Raw genomic sequence first — 19,921 nt, 5'->3', positions numbered from 1 at the left:
GACTAAGGAAAAAGTTTTTCACTGGCATAAATCATGGCCCCAAAAAGCCCCGAGCTATCGCCCAGGTGATTGATGTAAATGTCAGGACAGTATTCTTTTGGAAGAAAAATATTTTCTTCCAGGTCGGTTTTTAAATCCTCAAAGAGAATACTTTGAGCAGAAAGCCCTCCTCCAAAAACAAAATAGTGAGGGTTAAAAAGATTATTGATAATGCTTAAAAACTGCACAAAATGAAGGCGGTAATCAATCATTGCCTGCAGCACTTCCTGCGAGCCTAAGTTGGCCTTGGCAAAAAACTCGTGGGAGTTCATTGTTTTATTAATCGCCGTTCCTGACAGATAAGTTTCAGCACACCCCTGCTGACCGCAGTAGCATCTGTTTCCTCCAGCTTCAAGGACAATGTGCCCTACTTCTAGTGCCGAACCATAAGCACCACTTAAAATCTTTCCTTGAGAAACAAATCCTCCACCAACTCCAGTTCCCAGAGTGATCCCCACGACGACTTGCTCTTTAAAAGGGACACCTCTAGTGGCTTCGTAATGCTTACCTGCTCCACCCCATGCTTCTGCCAGGGCAAAAAGATTGGCGTCGTTTTGAGCGACAATTTGCACCTTAGAACCTAGTTTTTCTTTAAGCATCCCAAGTACATCGTGCCCGATAAGAAAACGAGTGTTTCCGTTGAGCATAATAGATGTTTGTGGATGAAGAGTTCCCGGAAGAGTCATACCGATGGCCAGGAGGTCATCTATTTTTAAAGCACTTTCCAGAAGAAGGTCGTTAATTAAAACGACGAGTGAATCGACAAAAGCTTCGTGGTCATGAATAGTTGAAATTCTTTTTTTAGAAAGGACGTTAATTGAGCGCTCAAGCAGATTTAATTCTGCAATAGCACCTTCAATCTTTGTTCCACCGACATCGATACCTAAAAACATTTGTCTTTTCATAGAGACAAAATGTAACCCGACAAGGTTCTTATGTCCATAAAAGCCTTGCCGGGTTGGGGGGGATTAAAGTGCTAAAGCACTAATGTGCGGTGACCTCGCGGTCGAAAGCATCAACTTGTGACCAGTTGACGACTTTCCAGATTGATTTTAAGTAATCTGCTCGCTTGTTTTGATAATTTAGGTAATAAGCGTGCTCCCAAACATCCACTGCTAAAATTGGTCGACCTTTAGTTGCCGCCACATCCATAAGTGGGTTGTCCTGGTTAGCTGTTGTTGTGATGGCCAGCTTCCCACTGTTGTCGCGGATCAGCCAAACCCATCCGGAACCAAATTGAGAAGCTCCGGCCTTTTCAAAGGCCTCTTTAAATTTATCAACTGAACCGAAAGTCTTTTCGATTTCTTTCTCCAGTCTTTCCGGCATTTTTTGTTTTTCTTTATCTCCACTTAAAATGTTCCAGAAAAATGTATGGTTAAAATGTCCACCGGCATTGTTTCGTACAGCTGCTTCTTTACCTGAAACTTTACTCATAATGGTCATCAAGTCGTCTTTTTCTTTTCCGATAGCTTTATTTAAATTGTCTACATAAGCTTGATGGTGTTTGTCGTGGTGAATTTCCATGGTCTTTTGATCAATGGCCGGAGCTAATGATCCTGCTGCATAGGGAAGCGCAGCTAATTCAAATGGAGGTTTTAGACTTCCAATTTCTTTAAGAGTGATTGCGTGTGCGGAAGCGGCCAGTCCTAAGGCTGCTGCTCCTGCAAGAATAGTTTGATGCATATAAGAGACTCCTTTTAAAACTCAGAATGATTAAGAAAAAATCATTCGCTAATAGAGTCTGACATGCAAAAGTGAATCCGAATAATTTGTATTATTAACCAATATGTTCGCTTTTATGAATGATGCACTTTAAATGGTTGAGTTTAAAGATGTTGGGACAGTGATTCAATATACTCTTCGGGTAAATTATTTTCCTCTGCTCCACGAACGATGGTTTGGAGATATCGAAGTGAGGGACGAAAATTCCCCACGACAGTGATTTCATAGGTCATACATTCCACAGTTTCCCCATCGATATCGATGGGAACTTTCACTTCATTATAGGCATTGAGATGCGCCTCTCTTCCGTGAATGTAACCTTCAAAGACGCGAAGTTTTTCCACATCACTCATAGTCAGTTCAAAGAGAACTCCCCAGAGTTTTTTTCCAGTAGATGTTTTGTAACCGGCCACTCCACCATTCCACGATTCGTAAAAACTTGGAAAACAAATCTCAGCATCGTTCATAAAACCTATGCCAATTTTTTTTGAATCCGGGCAGCGCTCCTGCATCTGCTTTAAGTTCATGTTTGAACCGTAAGAAAAATAAAGTGTCTTCATCTTAAAACTCGTTATACTTTTTTGAGTTCCCGCGGGCAAGCTCCACCGGGTATTTTTTAGCATTCTTTTCCATTTTGCGGATGACGGCTTCTTCAAGGTTGATATTAGTTTTGCTGGCAATTCGAAGAAGATAGACAAAAATGTCCGCCACTTCCTCTTCTACTTTCTGCATTTTTTCCGGTTGAGAAGAAAGATTATTTGAATCCGCTTCACTCATCCATTGAAAAATTTCCAAAAGCTCAGAACTCTCTACTGAAAGGGCCATCGAAAGATTTTTCACCGAATGAAACTGATCCCAGTCGCGCTCTTTGGCAAAGTTATTCACTAATTCTTTGAGTTTACCTAAATCCATTTCACTCTCCCTTAAAACTCCAGGCCACAAAACGGCTAATCTTTTGTCCCTGAGACATTTCGACAGTCTCAACCTTTAGCGCTTTATTTCTTTTTAACTCTCCATAGATGCCAGAGAGATTTTCTTTAGAAGAAACCAGCGTTGAAAACCATTTCACCTGATCTTTAAAAAGTACACTTTCTAGAATCATTTTCCTGATAAACTCACCTTCTCCCCCTTCGCACCAAAGCTCCTGGGCCTGGCCTGCGAAGTTTAAGCGCTCTTTAGTCTTCAGGTTTTTATTTTTTCTTGCCGTTCCTTTTTGCGCCTCTTCTTTTGAAGAATGAAAAGGAGGATTGCAGAGAGTTAAGTCATATTGGTCTCCAGGAAGAATAATTCCCTGGAAAATTTTTGTGCGGTCATTTTGTTTTCGGATTTCAATCTTTGACTGCAGGTTGTTTTTTTCGACATTCGCCTTCGCAGACTGAAGTGCCCCTTCGTCAATCTCAGCGCCCACAAAGTTCCAGCCGTACACACTTTCACCTAAAAGTGGATAAATGCAATTGGCACCCGTGCCGATATCGAGCACACGAATAGCTTCATTTTTTCCCGGCGACTTTAAAAGATCGGCCGCATAGTGAATATAATCCACTCTTCCAGGAACTGGTGGGCATAAGTAATTTTTAGGAATGTCCCAGAAATGAATTCCGTATTCAGATTTTAAAAGCGCGCGGTTTAATAACTTCAATCCTTCGGGATTAGAAAAATCAATTGTATCGCTGCCGTTAAATTTATTTTTAATAATAAAAGCCGCAAGCTCAGGTGTGCTCTTTTTTAATTGAATAAAGTCGTAACCTGCACGGTGCTTGTTTCGAGAATGAAGATTCGTTTTTTCCACAGAAGCATTTTACTCTGTTACTGGCCGACTATTCAACTATAGTGTTATGTGCAGACAGACTAATGCCGAGTGGCATACCTATTGCTTAAATAATCTCGAACAGTCCACAGATACTGTGGCCCTTTAGGAGGTTATGATGTCTTCTTTTTATAAACAACAAGCAATCAATCACTACTTAGAACATATTGATAGTGACTTAGACCAAAATATCAATAAAGTTGATGATGTTGTCTGGGTAAACGCCGATAAAATTTTAGCAGTTTTACAGGAGCACGCGATTTTGCGTGAAAGCCTGGCCATAAAAATTCCCGAGACTCATGTGGCAAATTGGGACGATGAAGAAGAAGAGCTTCCAGAATTTGATCGCATTCTTCAGCAAATCCTTTATCAAAACCGCACTCTCCACTAGTAAGAAATAATTCTCTCTAAAAGAACACCATAGTCCTGACCGCTAGTCCCGTTGTCTCTGGTTGTTCTTTGAACGGAGCTATCAATATACCAGCCTTTTCCGAGGGAGCGTCTGACTCCCGCGGAATTGAGCCCGGTACCTGAGCCACCTACACGCAGAGAGTTTTTTGAACCCAGTCCAATTTGGGCCGAGACTTCATTTGAATCCGGATCATAGCCGATTGATTCCACCGGAGAGCCGGCAAAATAATAAAGAACAGCAAGAGATAAAATGCCCTGTGAAAGAAGTTGGTTTGATTTTTTAGCTGCTGTTCTGTCATCCGGATCAAGTCCACTGAGGGGACGACCGAATAAAATGACGGCGTAAATATCATCCAGTGGAAGCGGTGGAACACTCGAGAAGGCCTGTCTTGGATTTGATACTGGCCCTTCTAACTCCAGCGTTACTTTATACTCAGGAAGATGGAATTCAACTACTGCAATAATCTGTGGTTCCAGAGGAGCTTTAAAGATTAGTTTCAGTGATGGAATGACGATCTTTCTTTTAAACACTGTCGTGGTTAGAGGAAATGTTTGGATGAAGCCTTCTTTGACTTCTCCATTAGCTATCAATAAATCAAAATTCAGCTTTAATGTTTCATCTAAAAGATTAGTGTTGATGTGAAGAGCATTTTCTCCCAATGCCTGTAAGTGCATATTGATATCAAGGTTTTGCTTCGATGTTTTTTTCACCTTCGCCGGGAGGTTTTGCTCGTTTAAGTTCTCTCTCACGACGACGCTGGTATTTTTAAATCTCTTATCCGGAATAAGCTGAGGCGGAAGCCTGGTGCGTGAGAGCTTTGGTAAAAGAAGTTTTACTTTCTCCAACTCTAATCCTAAATTAATCGGTCCCAGAGTGTAATCTTTGAGCTTAACCGGCACACCCGCATTGACGGCAAACTTCAAATCCTGCTTAGGGCCACTCATGTCAAGCTCAGTTTTAATTTTAAATTCAACTGAATCTTTTTCTGTGTAGTTCATTGTCGCCAGGCGGATTCTTAAATTCCCTTCCATGGCATTAATAGGAGCTGGAAGAATATTAAAAGGCGGTCTCACTAAGCGATAAACGGTGTCTTTTAGTTTTGTGACTTTTAGCTCAGCTGTCGTGGCCAACGCCACTTCCTTCATAAATTTTGGAGTTGTCAGGTCTTCTTTTAAAGAAGACTTTAAAATATCCGTCTGCATTTTAAACTCGGCCGATTCAATCCTGGCCGTTAAAAGAAGCGGGATATGAGTTTCTAAAATATCGGCCTCAAGTTTAATATGACTAAAATAAAGAGGATTCGTGGTCTTTAAGTCGTAAGGAACCAGGAGCTTTTTAGGAGCAAAAACTGTAATCTTCTTTTTTGTCGCCTGTAAATTAAATCCCAGAGCTTCAGCTTCCAGGAGTTCTGGCTTCTTAGTGACTTTAAGATCAAAAGATAAAGGCTTTTCCTTTTTTAAGATGTCGATTTTTTTCATCGTCACTTTAAAATCTGGGATAAGTGGATTCCACACCATATCCCAATAAGACATGATATCTGGGGGAGGAGTTTCTTCCGGGTTGTCTTTTGGCGCGATCACTAATTTTGAAGACTCAATTTCTAAAGGCTCATAGATGACGTACTTGAAGCCTTCATTCATGCTCCAAAAAAGCTCTACGTTCCATGAAACTTTTTCCATACAGGTATCAACGTTCACATCTGGATTGTCATAAACCAGACACAAATCCTGGAATCCTCCGTAGAAACGTCTTTTGTTCCAGGCAATCCACTGATGATTAATTTGAGCATCTTTCCACGACCAGCTTTTTAAAACCTGAGTTTTAGTCAAAGCGTAGTCCAGATTTTTTGGATTAATAAAAAGAGTGGGATTATAAAAGAAAGTCACTGCAATCGTGACCACTGTGATCAGGACCAATCCGATAAGGCCACAGATAATCAAGAAGAGACGAAAGAAAATCTGCTTAGGAGAGATCTTCATTAGAACACTCCTCCCAGTCCCAGATAAAATAAATTCCCATTGTCCTTAACTGACTCATTAGAGAGGGCCCGGGCCCAAAATCCCTGTACAATTCCGATGGGAGAAAGCCAACGCAGACCAGTCCCTGGAGAATACCAAAGGCGATTTTCAACTTCCCATGGCCTCTCACCAAAATAAGTCGTATCGACGAAAGTAAAGCTTTCAATCGTTGGAATAAAAACATACGTTTTTCTAAATTCAAATTTTAGGCTCAATTTCGTCAAGGCCCCAAGACCATTATTGCTTGGAAGTGAACTCAACTTATAACCTCTGACATCATCACTTCCTCCACCATAAAATTTCACCGATGGTGGCAGCGATGCCAGCTCCACTTTGTCTGGCACCCATGTGGTGGCCGTGGTTAACCTGATTCCTCCAATGGCCTCACCTCTACCCAACTCTCCTAAATGCAAAAGAGTCAAATAAGTCAGGTTGAGTTTTAAAAGTGGATCGACAAAACCAAAACTCGGGTGACGGAAATCAAAGTTAAAATTTAGAGTATTCCCCGATTCCGGGTGCAGGTCATAAACTTCATACTCGTGACTGGTCGTTTCGAGTTTTCCTTCCAATGCCCCGGTGTTGATTCTTTTTGTATCGGAATCATTTGTTGCTGACTTGTATGAACCGGCAATTAAAGTCGGCCCAGTCGTCCATATCCACTGCCTGGAGCTTCCATCTCTGGTCCATTTCATGTGCGGTTTAAATTTCGCCGTGATCTCTTCGTAAGTTGTCTGATTGTCTCTTTCAAGCTCAACTGAAGTTAAAAGCGATCTGCGAGGAGAATCACTCCACATATAACGATCTGATGTAAAACTCGCGAACTGATTTTTAAATGAGAGTTGAACATTAAACTCCCACAAAGAGGCCATTGGTCCTGACCTTTGGTTAGACCACTTCCCCCTAAACATTGGACCGAGTTCTGTACTGGCACCAATCCCAAGGCGAATTGTTCGGCTAGTTCCTAAGATAAATTGCTGGGACAAAGAAAAAGAATTGTTCTTTAAATCACAGCTTTCCTGAAAATAAGTTCCTTGAACAACTCCTGCACGTGTAAAACGTTTCTCCGCCAAAGTCAGGTCGCGCTCTGAAAAATAATCACCACTGGTAAAAGGATAAAAACGATCAAAGGCCGTAGGCTCCAGCCCTGAAACAGTTTCTTTTTTAATTTCACCAAACTGAAAAGGAATCAAATCCTTTAATGTGACAGTCACTTCTCCCAAAGTTGCATCTACCGTCGAACTAACCTTGGCACAAGGATAGGTATTATTGCGCAAGTAAGTGAGTGACTGTGCTTCAATCGCATCCAGAAGCTTAGGAGTAATAACTTCTCCTTTAAACTTTCTGAACATTTCTTTTTCCACCATTTTTGAATCACTCTCGTGATCAGAGACAACGGTGATTTTTTCTACAAAGGACTGATTGCCTGGATAGACATGCAACAGATCCCCTGCGTATTCAAAACGAGGAGTCGAATATCCTTTTGATTGCAAAAGGCCCGTCAGCATGTAGCTGGCCTGGTATGAAGGGATCACCTTGTAAGCATCTTCTTCTGGATCGCCGCAAATCAGGCGTTTTTCAGTATCACTTAATTCAAAATCCGATTTATCTGCATGGATAAAAATTTTCGGGCACACTCGCTCATCTTGCTTAGTCGTTGCACAACCAGAAAGTAGTGAAATAAAAATGAATAGGAAAAAAAGAGTTACGTGATTCATTAGGGCCTGTTAACACGGTCATTCGCCCTTTCTTTATACGCAAAATGACACGTTTTATCCAGTATAAAACACTTCAGTAGGGATCGCATAAGTTACATTTTTGGGACACATTACAAAGACTTTTTACCCCAAAGCATTCTTCTCATCGCGTGAAATGATGGAATTTACGTTAATGGAAATTGGCATCTATACTGCACCTTAGAGTGTAGCACCAGAAGAGATTCTGGTCGGGACGTAAGACAAAGGCAAAGATTATTGTGATCGCCATTGTGTAGACTGAAAAACTATTCCCACTCATCATCAATAAGAAGCCACCTTCGGGTGGCTTTTTAATTCAAGGAGAAATGCATGGCAAATCCAATTGAATCCAAAACAAGTTCGATTTCTCAAGTTGGACTTAAAAAGAAACTTGAAAAAAAAGAAACCATTAAAGAAACTTCACAACAACAACATGCCACCGACGCTGCCCCTAATGTCAGCCCGCTAAGTACAATTGTTCATACAGTACTTCATAAAGCTTCAAACAGAGGTAAATAATTATGAACTATCAAGAAATCATCGATTTCTGGTTTCGTGAAATAAAACCTGAAAATTGGTTTAAGAAAAGCGATTCATTGGATCTGCTCATCACTGAGCGATACATCGCTCTCCATGCCTCTGTCGTTGCTGGTGAGCGCTCTTCGTGGAGAAATGAAGCGCTGGGAAGACTTGCCGAAATCATCGTCATTGATCAATTTTCCCGCAATATCTACCGCGATGATCCTAAGTCGTTTATCTATGATCCCATGGCCCTCGCACTTGCCCAAGAAGCTATTAAAAACGACATCAACAAAGACTTCTCACCTGTCTTAAAACAATTTCTTTATATGCCCTTCATGCACAGTGAATCCAAATTGATCCACCAGACGGCCATGATGCTTTTTGCAGAACCTGGACTTGAGGCCAATTTTGATTATGAGTTAAAACATAAAGAAGTCATTGATCGTTTTGGCAGATACCCGGAGCGCAACAAGGCCTTAGGTCGGGTCAATACTCCAGAGGAAGAAGCTTACTTAATGGAAAACGCTCCATTCTATGCCAGTGCGACGATAAAAGAAGAAATCCACATCTCCCATTAGTTAACTAAAGATTGATACTGATGGGTATGTAGAGACACTAAAAATTCCGAGACGGCCTTATTGAAGGCCTGCGGATTTTCCATATTGCTTAAGTGCCCCGCTTTTGGAATCATCTCCAGCCTGCTATTGGCAATATTTTTATGCAGATGTTGAGCATCGCTAAAGGGAGTCACTTTATCCTCTTCTCCAACCAGAATTAAGGTGGGCACATGAATGTCTTTTAACATATCCGAGCAATCCATCCTAGTAGTTAAACTAACCAGACCAGAACTGATTCCCTCTTCAGTATTTCTTTCAGTGATCTCATAAAAAATTTTTTTGAGTTTTAAGTTGTCTCGAGAACTCTTTCCCACCATCGACAACCACTGCTTTTCCATAAACTCTTCACGATGACTATGAAGCTTTTTAATAGAACTCCAGCGTTTTTCCTTCCCTAAGTTGTCATCTGGTGTAGATTTAGTGTCTGCCAGAATAAGTCCGCTACATAACTCAGGAGCTTTTTGATAAAGCCTCAAGGCAAGATATCCTCCCATTGAAAGGCCACACCAGACAGATTGTTTGATGCCGGTTTCTTTCAAGAAGTTCTGTACCGACTCTACGTAATGTTCAAATGTGATCGCATGCCCAGGAAGTGTCCCCTTTCCAAACCCCGGAAGATCAGGGGCCAGGGTATAATGAGTTCGGGAAAAAAATTGCATCTGCTCTTTCCACATGTCGGAAGCCAAGGGAAAAGCATGCAGGAAAATTAAAGGTTCTTTGCCGTAACTTCCCTGCGTCTGCACGTACAATGCATTAACATCCATGTTACCTCCATCCTTTTATTGCGCATAAAATAGCGCAATAGTTAAGTATTAAAATGCAAGCCCCGGGCCGAAAAATAACTTCGCCTTTTAGGGATTTTTTCCCCATAATAAAAAAAGATGCAAAATACGAAAATGTCGCCGCAAGAATTTATCACCATCCTTCATAAGCTTTTAAGTGAGAAAGTCCCAACTGAAGCACTTATCACTCTCGGCTCATCAATTGCCACTCTCAATTTCAATGACTGGAAATCTGTTGGTGGAAATATAGTCATGAAAGACTTAAAACCGATTTATCACTCTTCAAAAAAGAAAGTAATCTCGCTTAAAGAGTTAAAGAAAAATATTAAAGAAGAGCGCCCGAAGAATTTTTTTCAAAACTTGGCGAAAAATTCCGCAGAAGCTATTAAAGGCTCAATAAAAAATGCGACTGTCAGTATTCCTGAAGCTAAAAACCGTTTGAGCGATTTTTCAAAAAAGATTGTCACAGATTACAACAAACTTGAATCCAATGAAGATAAAGGACGCTACATCTTAAAACTTTCACTTTACGCCAGCGTTTTTGCCATTGCTTTTAACAAAGGAAGCAAACAAAAAATGCTTTCGAAATCCACTGTGCCGCTTATTGTTTTAGGAATCACTCTAGTGGTTATTAACCGAGTGCTAGAGCAAGCGGAAGGAAAACTCGAGCACTCTCCTGAAGCAAAATCTCTGGCCTCAGACCTGCGCTCTCTTTTGCGCACTCTCAATATGGGTTTTAGTTCCGGAATGACTTTAAATGTGGTTGTCGATGGTATCGTCGATCAGAAAATCAACTTAAGCGATGTCGATGGAAAAACCATCGGATCGCTGATGCCAAAATCTATAATCGACAATATGATTTATGCTACTTTGATGGGACTTTTTTCAACCGAAGCTAAGACGTAGCTTTTGCTTTATCAACGTATCCCCAGAATTTCGGCAAACACAATGCTGTTAAAAAAACAGCGATAAAACAAATCACACCACCACTCATGATACTTGTTGAAACACTGCTGACAGACGCAATATAGCCTGCGCGTGCATTTCCTAAAAGCGGTCCGGACATATAAGAGATCATTTCAATCCCACTCAGTCTTCCACGCAATTCATTTGGCACTGTTTGATTCCAAATGATCCCGCGGAAAAGTCCACTCAACATATCGGCCGCTCCTGCCATCACCAGGCAGATAAAGGCCACTGGTAGTGAATGAGCAAAACCCAAGAAGAAAATAAAGACGGCCCATAACATCGCCGCAATCACCACCGCGCGCCCGTGGAATTTCACTTTCCCTGACCATCCACTTAAAAGTGTCATAATCATCGCTCCAGTTGCCATTCCGGAAAATAGTATCCCGGCCGCTTTCGCGCCTCCAAACCCTTCGGCCATTGCCGGAAAAAGGGCAACCGGAAAAGCAAACAGCATCGCTACGATATCGATCAAATATGTTCCAATCAATTCTGGTTTTGAAACTGCAAAACGCAATCCTTCTTTGATATCTTGTAGTGGAGAATGCTCACGCTTTTCTGGATTGGGAGTTTTCTTCATTAAGAAAATACAAATCAAGGCCCCCATAAAAGTCACCACATCAAAAAGATAGGCCCCTTTTACACCAAACTTAGCAATGATAAGTCCACCCAATGCCGGTCCAATGATCGCTCCTACTGACCAACGGAAACTTCCAAGTGCTCCAATGGCCGCGTAGTCTTCCGGCTCAACCATCTTTTGATTAAGAGCATCCATTGCTGGCCTATGAAAGCCAACAACCGACTGGAGCAAAAACACCGTCACGAAAATAAGTGGCACACTCGGCACATCTCTAAAAGCATTCCATGCAAAAATACTAATGAGTAGGCACATCAGGACTTCTGAAACCAAAAGTAGTTTGCGGCGATTGAGCCTGTCGGCATAAGCTCCACCGATAATCCCAAATAAAATAACTGGAATTAATTGAGCAATACTGACAAGCCCTACAATCTTATTGTCTTTCGTTAAATCGTAAACCTCGTATGGGATCGCCACATAAGTCACCATACTCCCAATAAAGGATAGAAACTGACCGATATAAAGCAGGCGGAAATCGCGGTATTTGGTTAGGGGTTTGATATTGATGAACATAGAAAAACCTTGCTACTTATTTGGGCACACGCCTTATACTAACGTACAGACTAATGGCATATAGTTTATGAATGTTTTTCATTATAGACTTCCTCTCTATGAAGACAACACCAAAAAAAGTTAAATATTCTGTCCTTGACCTCGCTCCTATCGCTGAAGGATATACAGCAGCGGATGCATTCAATAATTCTGTAAGTCTCGCTCAGCACGCTGAGAGCTTAGGATATAACCGCTTCTGGTTAGCTGAACACCACAACATGGACGGAATTGCCAGTTCGGCCACTTCTATCTTAATCGGCCACATTGCCGGGAAAACTAAATCTATTCGCGTGGGTTCTGGTGGAGTGATGCTGCCTAATCATGCTTCACTTATTATTGCCGAACAATTCGGAACACTGGAAACACTTTACCCAGGTCGTATTGATTTAGGTTTAGGCCGTGCTCCCGGAAGTGACCAGGCCACAATGAGAGCAATCAGGCGCGATCTCATGTCAGATCGTTTCCCTGAACAAGTTCAAGAACTCTTCCAGTATTTTTCTGATAATCAAGAAGGCGCACGCGTGATCGCGAACCCTGGGCGTGGATTAAAAATCCCTGTCTGGCTTTTAGGCTCAAGCCTCTATAGCGCAGAGCTTGCCGGGCGCTTAGGCCTTCCCTATTCATTCGCTTCGCACTTTGCTCCTGATCTTATGATGGAAGCACTCCACGTTTACCGTGAGTTTTTCACGCCCTCTATTTACTTAAAAGAGCCTTACTGCATGATAGGGGTTCAAGTCGTCGGTGCTTCAACTGATGAAGAAGCTGAATTTCTTTCAACGACAGTCTATCAACGCTTCCTTGCTCTGATCCGCGGCCAGTCTCTAAAAATGAAACCACCAGTAAAAAGCATGGATGGATTATGGAACACTCATGAAGAGCAATACGTAAAAGCGAAACTGCACACGAGTGTCAGAGGTGGACCGGAAAAAGTGAAGGCCCAACTTCTGCATTTAGCAGAGTTCACTGGTGTTGATGAATTGATGATTGTTTCTGATTTATATAAACATGAAGACCGTCTGCGATCATTTACCATGGCCGCAGAGGCCTTGAGATAATTATTTCTTTTCGTCTTTTAAGATTTTAGCAATCAGCTCTTTATGCGATTTTTCAAAGGCGTCCAGTTTATCATGGAGTGTTCTGATTTCCATTTCGGCCTTTAAGTTGATCATATAATCAGAGCGTGCTCGTCTTCTGTCTTTTTCTTCCTGACGATTCTGGCTCATCATAATGATTGGAGCTTGAAGAGCGGCCAGACAAGAAAGAATCAGGTTTAACAGGATAAAAGGAAATGGATCGAAGGCCTGTGATCCCCTGTAAGCATTATAAATAACCCAAAGAACCAGAAAGAACGAAAATCCTAGAATGAATGTCCAGCTCCCGCCAAAATCAGCGACATTATCCGACACTCTTTGCCCAAAAGTCGCATCATCATCATTTTCTACTTCATGAAGTTTCCGAGTTAGAAAATGCTCATCTTCAATGGCCATATTGACCAGTTCATCCATCTTTTTAATCTGGACTTCTTCTTCATTTAAAATTTCTTTAATGTCCATGGGTCACCTTCTTAAATTTAAAAATAAAACTCGCTAAGCTTCCGGCCACCAGTCCCCAGAAAGCAGAACTAATACCAAACAACATCACACCTGAAGCTGTGACAAAAAATGTAATCATCGCAGCTTCTCTGTCTTCTTCGTGAGTCACTGCACTCAAGAGTCCATTATTGATTGTCCCCATCAAAGCAAGACCAGCAATCGCCATCACCAGCTCTTTTGGAAAAGCATTAAAGACACCAACAACAGCGCCCGAAAAAAGCCCTACGGGAATATAAATAAGTCCCGAACTAATAGCTGCTGTGTAACGCTTCTTCGGGTCAGGGTCAGCCTCAGGCCCCATACAGATGGCCGCAGTTAGCGCTGAGAGATTCAAAGCGTATCCACCAAAAGGTGCAACTAAAAGATTAGTTAATCCAGAATAGGTAATGAGTTTTGAAACTTCTGGTTTGTAATGATTGGCCTTCATAACTGCCAGACCAGTCATGTTCTGTGAAGTCATCGTCACCACAAACAGTGGAAGACCGATACTAAAGAGCACCTGCCAGTTTAGAGTTGGTGTTGTAAAAACCGGCTTCATTAATCCGAATTCAATAGGAGTGAAATTCATGAGCCCTTGAAGCCACGCCACCATCATCCCGATACACAGAACGATCACAATATTAAAACGCGCAAAAAATCTTTTTCCTACAGCATAAACGATAAACATACTCATGACTAAAAGCATGTGCGTTTTCATCGAAGTAAAAACATCAAGAGCAAAATGTAAAAGAATCCCCGCCAGCATGGCCGAGGCGATCCCTACCGGAATCTTCTTCATCACTCTTTCAAAAAATCCCGTCACTCCTGAAAGTAGAACAAGAAGTGAAGAAAAAACGAAAGCTCCAATAATGTCACTTAACAGTTCACCTCGAAGACTTCCAATCAAAAGAGCGGCTCCTGGAGTTGACCAGGCAAACATCACAGGGCTTTTATATTTGAGTGAAAGAACAACGGTCAAAATCCCCATACTAACACAAAGGATACCAAGCCATGAACTCGCCTCTGCGCTACTTGCTCCTGCGGCAGCTGCTGCTTGAAAAACAATAACGGCAGAACTGGTATAGCCCACAAGCACAGCAATAAGTCCCGCAACAAACGTCGATAAAGTAAAGTCATCCCAAACATTTTTCATACCAACTATCTTAAGCGCGCCGAGCAGTGTTGACAACCAAATCGGCCGAAAGTTAGTGTAAGGGCAACATTCAATCAGGAGGCTCCATGATTTTCGAACTAACAGTTCCTCAATTCATCAAAACATTAAAAAACCTTAACGGTTTCTTAGATAAAGCTGCGGGATATGCAGATTCAAAGAAATTTGAAATGGACGTTTTACTAAACTCTCGCCTGGCACCAGACCAATTCCCACTTACTCGCCAAATCCAAATCGTTTGTGACACAGCAAAGCTTGGGGTTTCTCGCCTGACTGGAAAGTCTGCTCCAGTAAATGACGATACTGAAAAAACTCTTGCCGAAGTAAAAGCGCGCATTCAAGGGACAATCGCTTACCTTGAAAGCATGAAACCAGAAGATTTCAAAAACGCAGCGACTGCGACAATCACAACTCCACGTTGGGAAGGGAAAACTCTAACGGGAAATGATTATGTTATTCACCACGTAATCCCTAACTTCTACTTTCACGTAACGACGGCTTATGCGATCATGAGACATAATGGTGTTGACCTAGGAAAGAAAGATTTCTTAGGTGAAATTCCTTACAAGCTTCCATAATTTTGACATAAAAAAAGGGCCCAACCGGGCCCTTTTTTATCTAAACATTGCGGCTTCACTCGCCTCAACTTCTGCTCTGTGTTTTAGTTTCTCTTTTTTTCTTTCCTGTTTTTCTTTGATGGTAAGCTTATGCTTAAACTTATTTTTATCTCTGTCTTTTCCTTTATCTAATCCTTTTGCCATAAATGGCCTCCTTGTAAGGTTTAGAGCTTAGGAATAGTTTACGCCTGATAATTTTTGATTGCATCTAAAAAGACAGTTCCATAGCTTTCCAGTTTACTTTGACCAACGCCGTGGACTAATAAAAATTCCTCTGCATTTCGAGGCTTTAACACGCACATATCATTTAATGTCTTATCGTTGAACACGATATAAGAAGGAAGATTTTTTTCTTTTGCCAGGCGGTTTCTCAACTCTTTTAGTGCAGTAAAGAGACCATCGTCTCCACTCGCGGCCCCTGTGCGTTTTTTATCCACTTTTGCAGCTGTTTTCGCTTTAGCGACTTTCTCATCCTGCATACGCAAGTCGAGTTTAATCTTGCCGCTAAAAATATCCTGGGCCTTCGTTGTCAGCGCCAGGCTTCTGTATTCCCAGTTTTTAACAGCGATATAATTTAAATTGAGAAGCTGTCTTAAAACACTTCCCCAGTGCTCTTTTGATTTATCTTTTCCAATTCCATAGACTGAAAGCTCATGATGTCTTCTTTCTGTGATCTTGGCATTTTTACTTCCACGGATCACATCAATTAAGTGACCTGCTCCATAAGACTGGCCAGTTCTAAAAATGGTCGAAAGAATTTTTTGAGCATCGACTGTCGCATCCCAAAGAGTTGGCGGTTCAATACAAGTGTCACAATACCCACAAGTCTCGGCCCCATTTTCTCCAAAGTAGCGAAGCAGGTAATGTCTTCTGCAAGCGGCGGCCTCACAAAGGGCCAGCATGCTATCTAATTTAAAACGGGCAATGCGTTTGTAGTTTTCATCTGCATCAGTCGTCTCAAGCATTTGAGCAAGTTTTACAATATCTCCAAGACCAAAAATCATCCAGGCCGTTGAAGCTTTACCATCTCGTCCAGCTCTCCCCGTTTCCTGGTAATAACTCTCGATACTTTTTGGCAAATCTAAATGGGCCACAAAACGAACATCTGGTCTGTCGATCCCCATACCAAAGGCAATCGTCGCGACAACAATAATCTTTTCTTCTAAATTAAAAAGCTCCTGATTCATCGCCCTTTCATTGACTGAAAGACCTGCATGATAAGGGACGGCCTTATAACCTAATTTATTAAGAGCTGCGGCCACTCTTTCAACTTTATCGCGAGAAAGACAATAAACAATACCGGTATCATCCGGGTGGTGAGTTTTAATAAACTCATCCAACTGTTTAATCTCATCACTGCGCTCAAGGATCATGTACTTAATATTCGGGCGATCAAATGAAGAGACAAATGTCGCAGGCTCTTTCATGCGAAGCTGATCAGCAATATCGACTCTGGTTTTAGCATCCGCTGTTGCAGTTAAAGCAATTACCGGGACATCAGGGAACCTGTCTTTAAGTTCTCCAAGTCTCGTATAATCTTTTCTAAACTCATGTCCCCATTGAGACACACAGTGAGCTTCATCAATAGCGATTAATGAAATTTGAACCTGATCAAAAAAACTCATCAGCGCCGGACTAAGCACTCCTTCCGGTGAAACGTAGACGATCTTCGTTTTGCCGTTAAGAATTTGTGCTTTTGCTTTTTGTGATTCACTAAAACTCTGCGATGAATTTAAGAAGACAGATTCAACTCCGTATTCTTTTAGATTCATGACCTGATCCTGCATTAGTGAGATCAGTGGAGAAATAACCAAGGTCACTCCATCCAGGTACAAAGCAGGAATTTGATAACAAAGAGACTTTCCTCCACCTGTTGGCATAATCGCCAGCGTGTCTTTTTTATCTAAAATAGAATTGATGATATTAAACTGCTCGAAACGAAATGATTCGTATCCAAACGTCTCTTTTAATATCTGGTGAAGTTTTTCTGATCTCATTGCATCTTTTTTATATTCATCACGAGCTCTTCAAGCCCGTTGAGTTTGATTTCGTACAAAAGCCCCAATAACTTTCCCAGCTCTCCTTCAGGAAAACCTTGGTCGTAAAACCACAGGACATAATTTTCTGGAAGCTCAATCAACGTGCGGCCTTTGTATTTACCAAAAGGCATAACAACTGTTGTTAACTTCACTAAGTCATTTTGTGCAAAATCCATGTGTTTATTGTGCCTTGTAACACTTGAGTTTGTTAATAAGTTTTTAGGTTCTTAGAGCTTTTTTTGAGTGCTCGCCTTGACACTTATTTAAATGACCACATCTTAAGTAGTAAGAATGACTTATAAGAGACGTTCTAAGGGAGGAATAATATATGAACAAATTTGACAGCATCGTTGAGGGGTCTCTGGCCATCGCTCAGAGCGAGGCCCTAAAGAGAAAGCATATAGAGCTGACCCCATACCATTTAATTTTAGGGTTAATGAATAACCCTCAGTCATTTTCCAATAGAGCGCTGAAAAAATACTCAAAAGATCTTGAGAAACTTTTAGACACAGTTCCGACGACTAAAAATAAAATCGAAATGGAAAACCTAAGAGCTTCCAGCAAGCTTTCTGAGTGGCTGACATACGCTTCATCAAACGCCATTCAAAATGGCCGTGGTGAAATTGCGGAAACCGATCTTTTAAAATACCTGCAACAAATCGTTCCAGAGTTTAAGATCGACTACAACGCTTTAAAAACGGAAAACGCTGAGGGAGTTAGTGAGAAGCCTACTTTCTTAACGAACCTTAATGAGCTTGCTGAAAGCGGTAAACTCGATCCGGTTATCGGGCGCTCAAAAGAGATCCGCGCCGTGATGGAAATTTTAGGTCGCCGTGGGAAAAACAACCCAGTGTTGGTTGGACCAGCCGGTGTTGGTAAGACGGCCATCGTTGAAGGTTTAGCTGATGCCATCGTAAAAGGAAAAGTCCCAGATGTGCTGGAAGGTAAAACAGTTTACTCGCTAGATCTTGGTGCTTTAATGGCCGGTACAAAATACCGTGGTGAATTCGAAGAGAGACTGCAAGCTCTTTTAAAATTCATCAAAGACCAAAACGGCCAGGCGATTTTATTTATCGACGAGCTTCACCAATTAGTTGGTGCTGGTCGTACTGATGGCGCAATGGATGCGGCCAATTTACTAAAACCTGCATTGGCTCGCGGAGAACTGCACTGTATCGGTGCAACGACCCCCGAGGAGTATCAAAAATATATTCTCAATGACTCTGCTCTCGACAGACGTTTTAGAAGCGTTCCTGTAGATGAGCCTACCAAGGAAGATGCCATTGAGATCCTGATGGGAATCAGGGAGAAGATGGAGATTCACCATGGAATTAAAATTTCTGACCGCGCTATCTACGATGCTGTGTTTTTATCTAGCCAGTACATTACTGATAAAAACTTACCTGACAAGGCGATTGACCTTATCGATGAGGCCAGTTCCGCTCTCAAGTTATCAGCAGAAGCGATGCCCGCCGACCTCGTTGAACTAGAAGCAGAGATCAGAACAAAAAAGATCTATGCGAAGTCGCAGGCTAAACCTGGCGAGACAGAAAAAGAAATTGCTGTGCTTGAAGCACGCTTTAAAGAAGAAAAAGAAAAATGGGAAAAAGAAGTCCTTGCCCTAAAACAAGTTTCGGAATTAAAGCATCAGCTTGACCGCTCGAAATTTGAACTAGAGCAGGCACAAAGAAACCAGGACTACGAAGCTGCCTCGAAGCTTAAGTACTCCGTGATCCCTGAGATTGAGACAAAACTTTCTCAATCAAACAACAACTGGGTTCTATCGACTCAACATATTGCCAACGTCATCTCAAGACAAAAAGGCATCCCGGTTGAGAAGATTTTAAAATCTAAGCAAGAGCAGATCTTAGAGCTTGAAAGTTACTTAAAGAACAAAGTGTTTGGGCAAGACAAAGCACTTAATGAAATCGCAGAAGTCTTGATTACCGCTCACGCTGGGTTATCAGACCCGACTCGCCCACTTGGATCATTCTTACTAAGAGGTCCATCTGGTGTCGGTAAAACTGAAACCGCTAAGGCCCTTGCTGAATTTTTATTTGGTTCGCAGGATAACTTAGTGCGCTTTGACCTTTCAGAGTTCTCAGAGAAACACTCAGTTTCAAAACTGATTGGTGCTCCTGCGGGATATGTTGGGTATGAAGAAGGTGGTATCTTAACTGAGGCCATCAGAAAGAAGCCATATTCGGTTATCCTTTTTGATGAGGTGGAAAAGGCCCACCACGACTTCTCGGACATCCTGTTGCAAATCCTGGATGACGGACGTCTAACTGATAATAAAGGTCGCACCATCGACTTTAAGAACACGATCATTTTAATCACAACTAACTCGAAAGATTTAGAGCATGATTTTAAACCGGAAGTTCTTGGACGCTTGGATGCAATGTTAACTTACAATGCTCTTGATAACTCGATCATGGCAAACTTGATCGACAAACAAGTGAAGCTTCTTAACGAGCGCCTTGAAGGAAAAGACCTTCATATTGAGCTTGATAAGAAAGTGTATGAAGAGCTTGCTAAACGCGGGTACGATCCTCGCTTTGGTGCACGCCCTCTTCAATCGGTGTTCTCTCAAATTGTCACTCGCCCTCTTTCAAAGAGAGTGCTTGAAGGACACTTAGAGAAAGGAAACATGAAAGGCGTTTGGAAGGATGACAATGCTGAGCATGTGACTTTTGAAATGGTACAATAAAAAAGG

General features: G+C 41.7%; 21 protein-coding genes. 7 read left to right on the top strand and 14 right to left on the bottom strand.

Annotation, left to right across the window (positions count from 1 at the left end; translation table 11 throughout):
• Positions 1-2: 2 nt before the first annotated feature.
• The 5 genes from C0V70_RS05190 to rlmF all read right to left on the bottom strand — a co-directional run bounded on the left by C0V70_RS05190 (position 3) and on the right by rlmF (position 3,550).
• A complete protein-coding gene (locus C0V70_RS05190) occupies positions 3-944 on the bottom strand; it encodes an ROK family protein (protein ID WP_102242810.1) in 942 nt (313 codons plus the stop codon).
• 79 nt (positions 945-1,023) lie between these two features.
• Entirely contained in the window at positions 1,024-1,722 is a 699-nt protein-coding gene (locus tag C0V70_RS05185; protein WP_102242809.1) for a superoxide dismutase, read from the bottom strand.
• Positions 1,723-1,865: 143 nt separating this feature from the next.
• Positions 1,866-2,321 carry a gamma-glutamylcyclotransferase gene (locus C0V70_RS05180; RefSeq protein ID WP_158649575.1) on the bottom strand — a complete coding sequence of 152 codons (456 nt, stop codon included), beginning with the start codon at positions 2,319-2,321 and terminating at the stop codon, positions 1,866-1,868.
• A gap of 1 nt (position 2,322) precedes the next feature.
• Entirely contained in the window at positions 2,323-2,673 is a 351-nt protein-coding gene (locus tag C0V70_RS05175; RefSeq protein ID WP_102242807.1) for a nucleotide pyrophosphohydrolase, read from the bottom strand.
• A 1-nt stretch (position 2,674) separates the two neighbouring features.
• Positions 2,675-3,550 carry a 23S rRNA (adenine(1618)-N(6))-methyltransferase RlmF gene (gene rlmF, locus C0V70_RS05170; protein ID WP_102242806.1) on the bottom strand — a complete coding sequence of 292 codons (876 nt, stop codon included), beginning with the start codon at positions 3,548-3,550 and terminating at the stop codon, positions 2,675-2,677.
• A gap of 133 nt (positions 3,551-3,683) precedes the next feature.
• Between rlmF and C0V70_RS05165 the strand changes: the two genes are divergently transcribed.
• A complete protein-coding gene (locus C0V70_RS05165; protein ID WP_133566720.1) occupies positions 3,684-3,959 on the top strand; it encodes a hypothetical protein in 276 nt (91 codons plus the stop codon).
• Here the strand turns inward: C0V70_RS05165 and C0V70_RS05160 are convergent.
• Both C0V70_RS05160 and C0V70_RS05155 read right to left on the bottom strand, forming a co-directional pair.
• Positions 3,956-5,959: a translocation/assembly module TamB domain-containing protein gene (locus tag C0V70_RS05160; protein ID WP_102242804.1), complete on the bottom strand. Its 2,004-nt coding sequence runs from the start codon at positions 5,957-5,959 to the stop codon at positions 3,956-3,958. The genes C0V70_RS05165 and C0V70_RS05160 overlap by 4 nt on opposite strands.
• On the bottom strand, positions 5,959-7,713 hold the full coding sequence (locus C0V70_RS05155; protein ID WP_102242803.1) for an autotransporter assembly complex protein TamA: 1,755 nt from the start codon (positions 7,711-7,713) through the stop codon (positions 5,959-5,961). Before C0V70_RS05155 ends, C0V70_RS05160 begins: the two co-directional genes overlap by 1 nt.
• A gap of 348 nt (positions 7,714-8,061) precedes the next feature.
• Here C0V70_RS05155 and C0V70_RS05150 point away from each other — a divergent pair, with 348 nt between their 5' ends.
• Positions 8,062-8,250, top strand: a complete 189-nt coding sequence (locus C0V70_RS05150) for a hypothetical protein (RefSeq protein WP_102242802.1) — start codon at positions 8,062-8,064, stop codon at positions 8,248-8,250.
• 2 nt (positions 8,251-8,252) lie between these two features.
• Positions 8,253-8,831 carry a DUF924 family protein gene (locus C0V70_RS05145; protein WP_185903027.1) on the top strand — a complete coding sequence of 193 codons (579 nt, stop codon included), beginning with the start codon at positions 8,253-8,255 and terminating at the stop codon, positions 8,829-8,831.
• Here C0V70_RS05145 and C0V70_RS05140 read toward each other — a convergent pair.
• On the bottom strand, positions 8,828-9,634 hold the full coding sequence (locus C0V70_RS05140; protein WP_102242800.1) for an alpha/beta fold hydrolase: 807 nt from the start codon (positions 9,632-9,634) through the stop codon (positions 8,828-8,830). The two genes, C0V70_RS05145 and C0V70_RS05140, sit on opposite strands and share 4 nt — an antisense overlap.
• A 117-nt stretch (positions 9,635-9,751) precedes the next feature.
• Here C0V70_RS05140 and C0V70_RS05135 point away from each other — a divergent pair, with 117 nt between their 5' ends.
• The gene (locus C0V70_RS05135; protein ID WP_102242799.1) at positions 9,752-10,558 is read left to right on the top strand and encodes a hypothetical protein; all 807 of its coding nucleotides are present in this window, start codon (positions 9,752-9,754) and stop codon (positions 10,556-10,558) included.
• On the opposite strand, the gene C0V70_RS05130 is transcribed toward C0V70_RS05135, so the two are convergent.
• Complete coding sequence (locus C0V70_RS05130; protein ID WP_102242798.1) at positions 10,548-11,768, bottom strand: MFS transporter; 1,221 nt, start codon at positions 11,766-11,768, stop codon at positions 10,548-10,550. The genes C0V70_RS05135 and C0V70_RS05130 overlap by 11 nt on opposite strands.
• 98 nt (positions 11,769-11,866) lie before the next feature.
• On the opposite strand from C0V70_RS05130, the gene C0V70_RS05125 reads away from it, so the two are divergent.
• Positions 11,867-12,862, top strand: a complete 996-nt coding sequence (locus C0V70_RS05125) for an LLM class flavin-dependent oxidoreductase (protein WP_102242797.1) — start codon at positions 11,867-11,869, stop codon at positions 12,860-12,862.
• Here C0V70_RS05125 and C0V70_RS05120 read toward each other — a convergent pair whose 3' ends face one another.
• Together C0V70_RS05120 and C0V70_RS05115 are read right to left on the bottom strand one after the other, a co-directional pair.
• On the bottom strand, positions 12,863-13,360 hold the full coding sequence (locus C0V70_RS05120) for a DUF1003 domain-containing protein (RefSeq protein WP_102242796.1): 498 nt from the start codon (positions 13,358-13,360) through the stop codon (positions 12,863-12,865).
• Positions 13,350-14,531, bottom strand: a complete 1,182-nt coding sequence (locus C0V70_RS05115) for a benzoate/H(+) symporter BenE family transporter (protein ID WP_102242795.1) — start codon at positions 14,529-14,531, stop codon at positions 13,350-13,352. The genes C0V70_RS05120 and C0V70_RS05115 overlap by 11 nt, the downstream gene beginning before the upstream one ends.
• Positions 14,532-14,617: 86 nt before the next feature.
• On the opposite strand from C0V70_RS05115, the gene C0V70_RS05110 reads away from it, so the two are divergent.
• Complete coding sequence (locus C0V70_RS05110; RefSeq protein ID WP_102242794.1) at positions 14,618-15,127, top strand: DUF1993 domain-containing protein; 510 nt, start codon at positions 14,618-14,620, stop codon at positions 15,125-15,127.
• 36 nt (positions 15,128-15,163) lie between these two features.
• Here C0V70_RS05110 and C0V70_RS18965 read toward each other — a convergent pair whose 3' ends face one another.
• Genes C0V70_RS18965 through C0V70_RS05100 form a run of 3 tightly spaced genes read right to left on the bottom strand, consistent with a single transcriptional unit; the run spans position 15,164 to position 17,381 of the window.
• Positions 15,164-15,310: a hypothetical protein gene (locus tag C0V70_RS18965; protein ID WP_158649574.1), complete on the bottom strand. Its 147-nt coding sequence runs from the start codon at positions 15,308-15,310 to the stop codon at positions 15,164-15,166.
• A gap of 38 nt (positions 15,311-15,348) precedes the next feature.
• On the bottom strand, positions 15,349-17,163 hold the full coding sequence (recQ, locus tag C0V70_RS05105; RefSeq protein ID WP_102242793.1) for a DNA helicase RecQ: 1,815 nt from the start codon (positions 17,161-17,163) through the stop codon (positions 15,349-15,351).
• Positions 17,160-17,381 carry a DUF3820 family protein gene (locus tag C0V70_RS05100; protein WP_102242792.1) on the bottom strand — a complete coding sequence of 74 codons (222 nt, stop codon included), beginning with the start codon at positions 17,379-17,381 and terminating at the stop codon, positions 17,160-17,162. The genes recQ and C0V70_RS05100 overlap by 4 nt, the downstream gene beginning before the upstream one ends.
• Positions 17,382-17,533: 152 nt before the next feature.
• Here C0V70_RS05100 and C0V70_RS05095 point away from each other — a divergent pair, with 152 nt between their 5' ends.
• On the top strand, positions 17,534-19,915 hold the full coding sequence (locus tag C0V70_RS05095; RefSeq protein WP_102242791.1) for an ATP-dependent Clp protease ATP-binding subunit: 2,382 nt from the start codon (positions 17,534-17,536) through the stop codon (positions 19,913-19,915).
• The last annotated feature ends 6 nt before the right edge of the window (positions 19,916-19,921 follow it).

The organism is Bacteriovorax stolpii (genome assembly GCF_002872415.1).
Classification (GTDB): domain Bacteria; phylum Bdellovibrionota; class Bacteriovoracia; order Bacteriovoracales; family Bacteriovoracaceae; genus Bacteriovorax; species Bacteriovorax stolpii.
The sequence above is the reverse complement of the archived record's forward strand: the minus strand, read 5'-3'. Positions and strand labels throughout refer to the sequence as shown.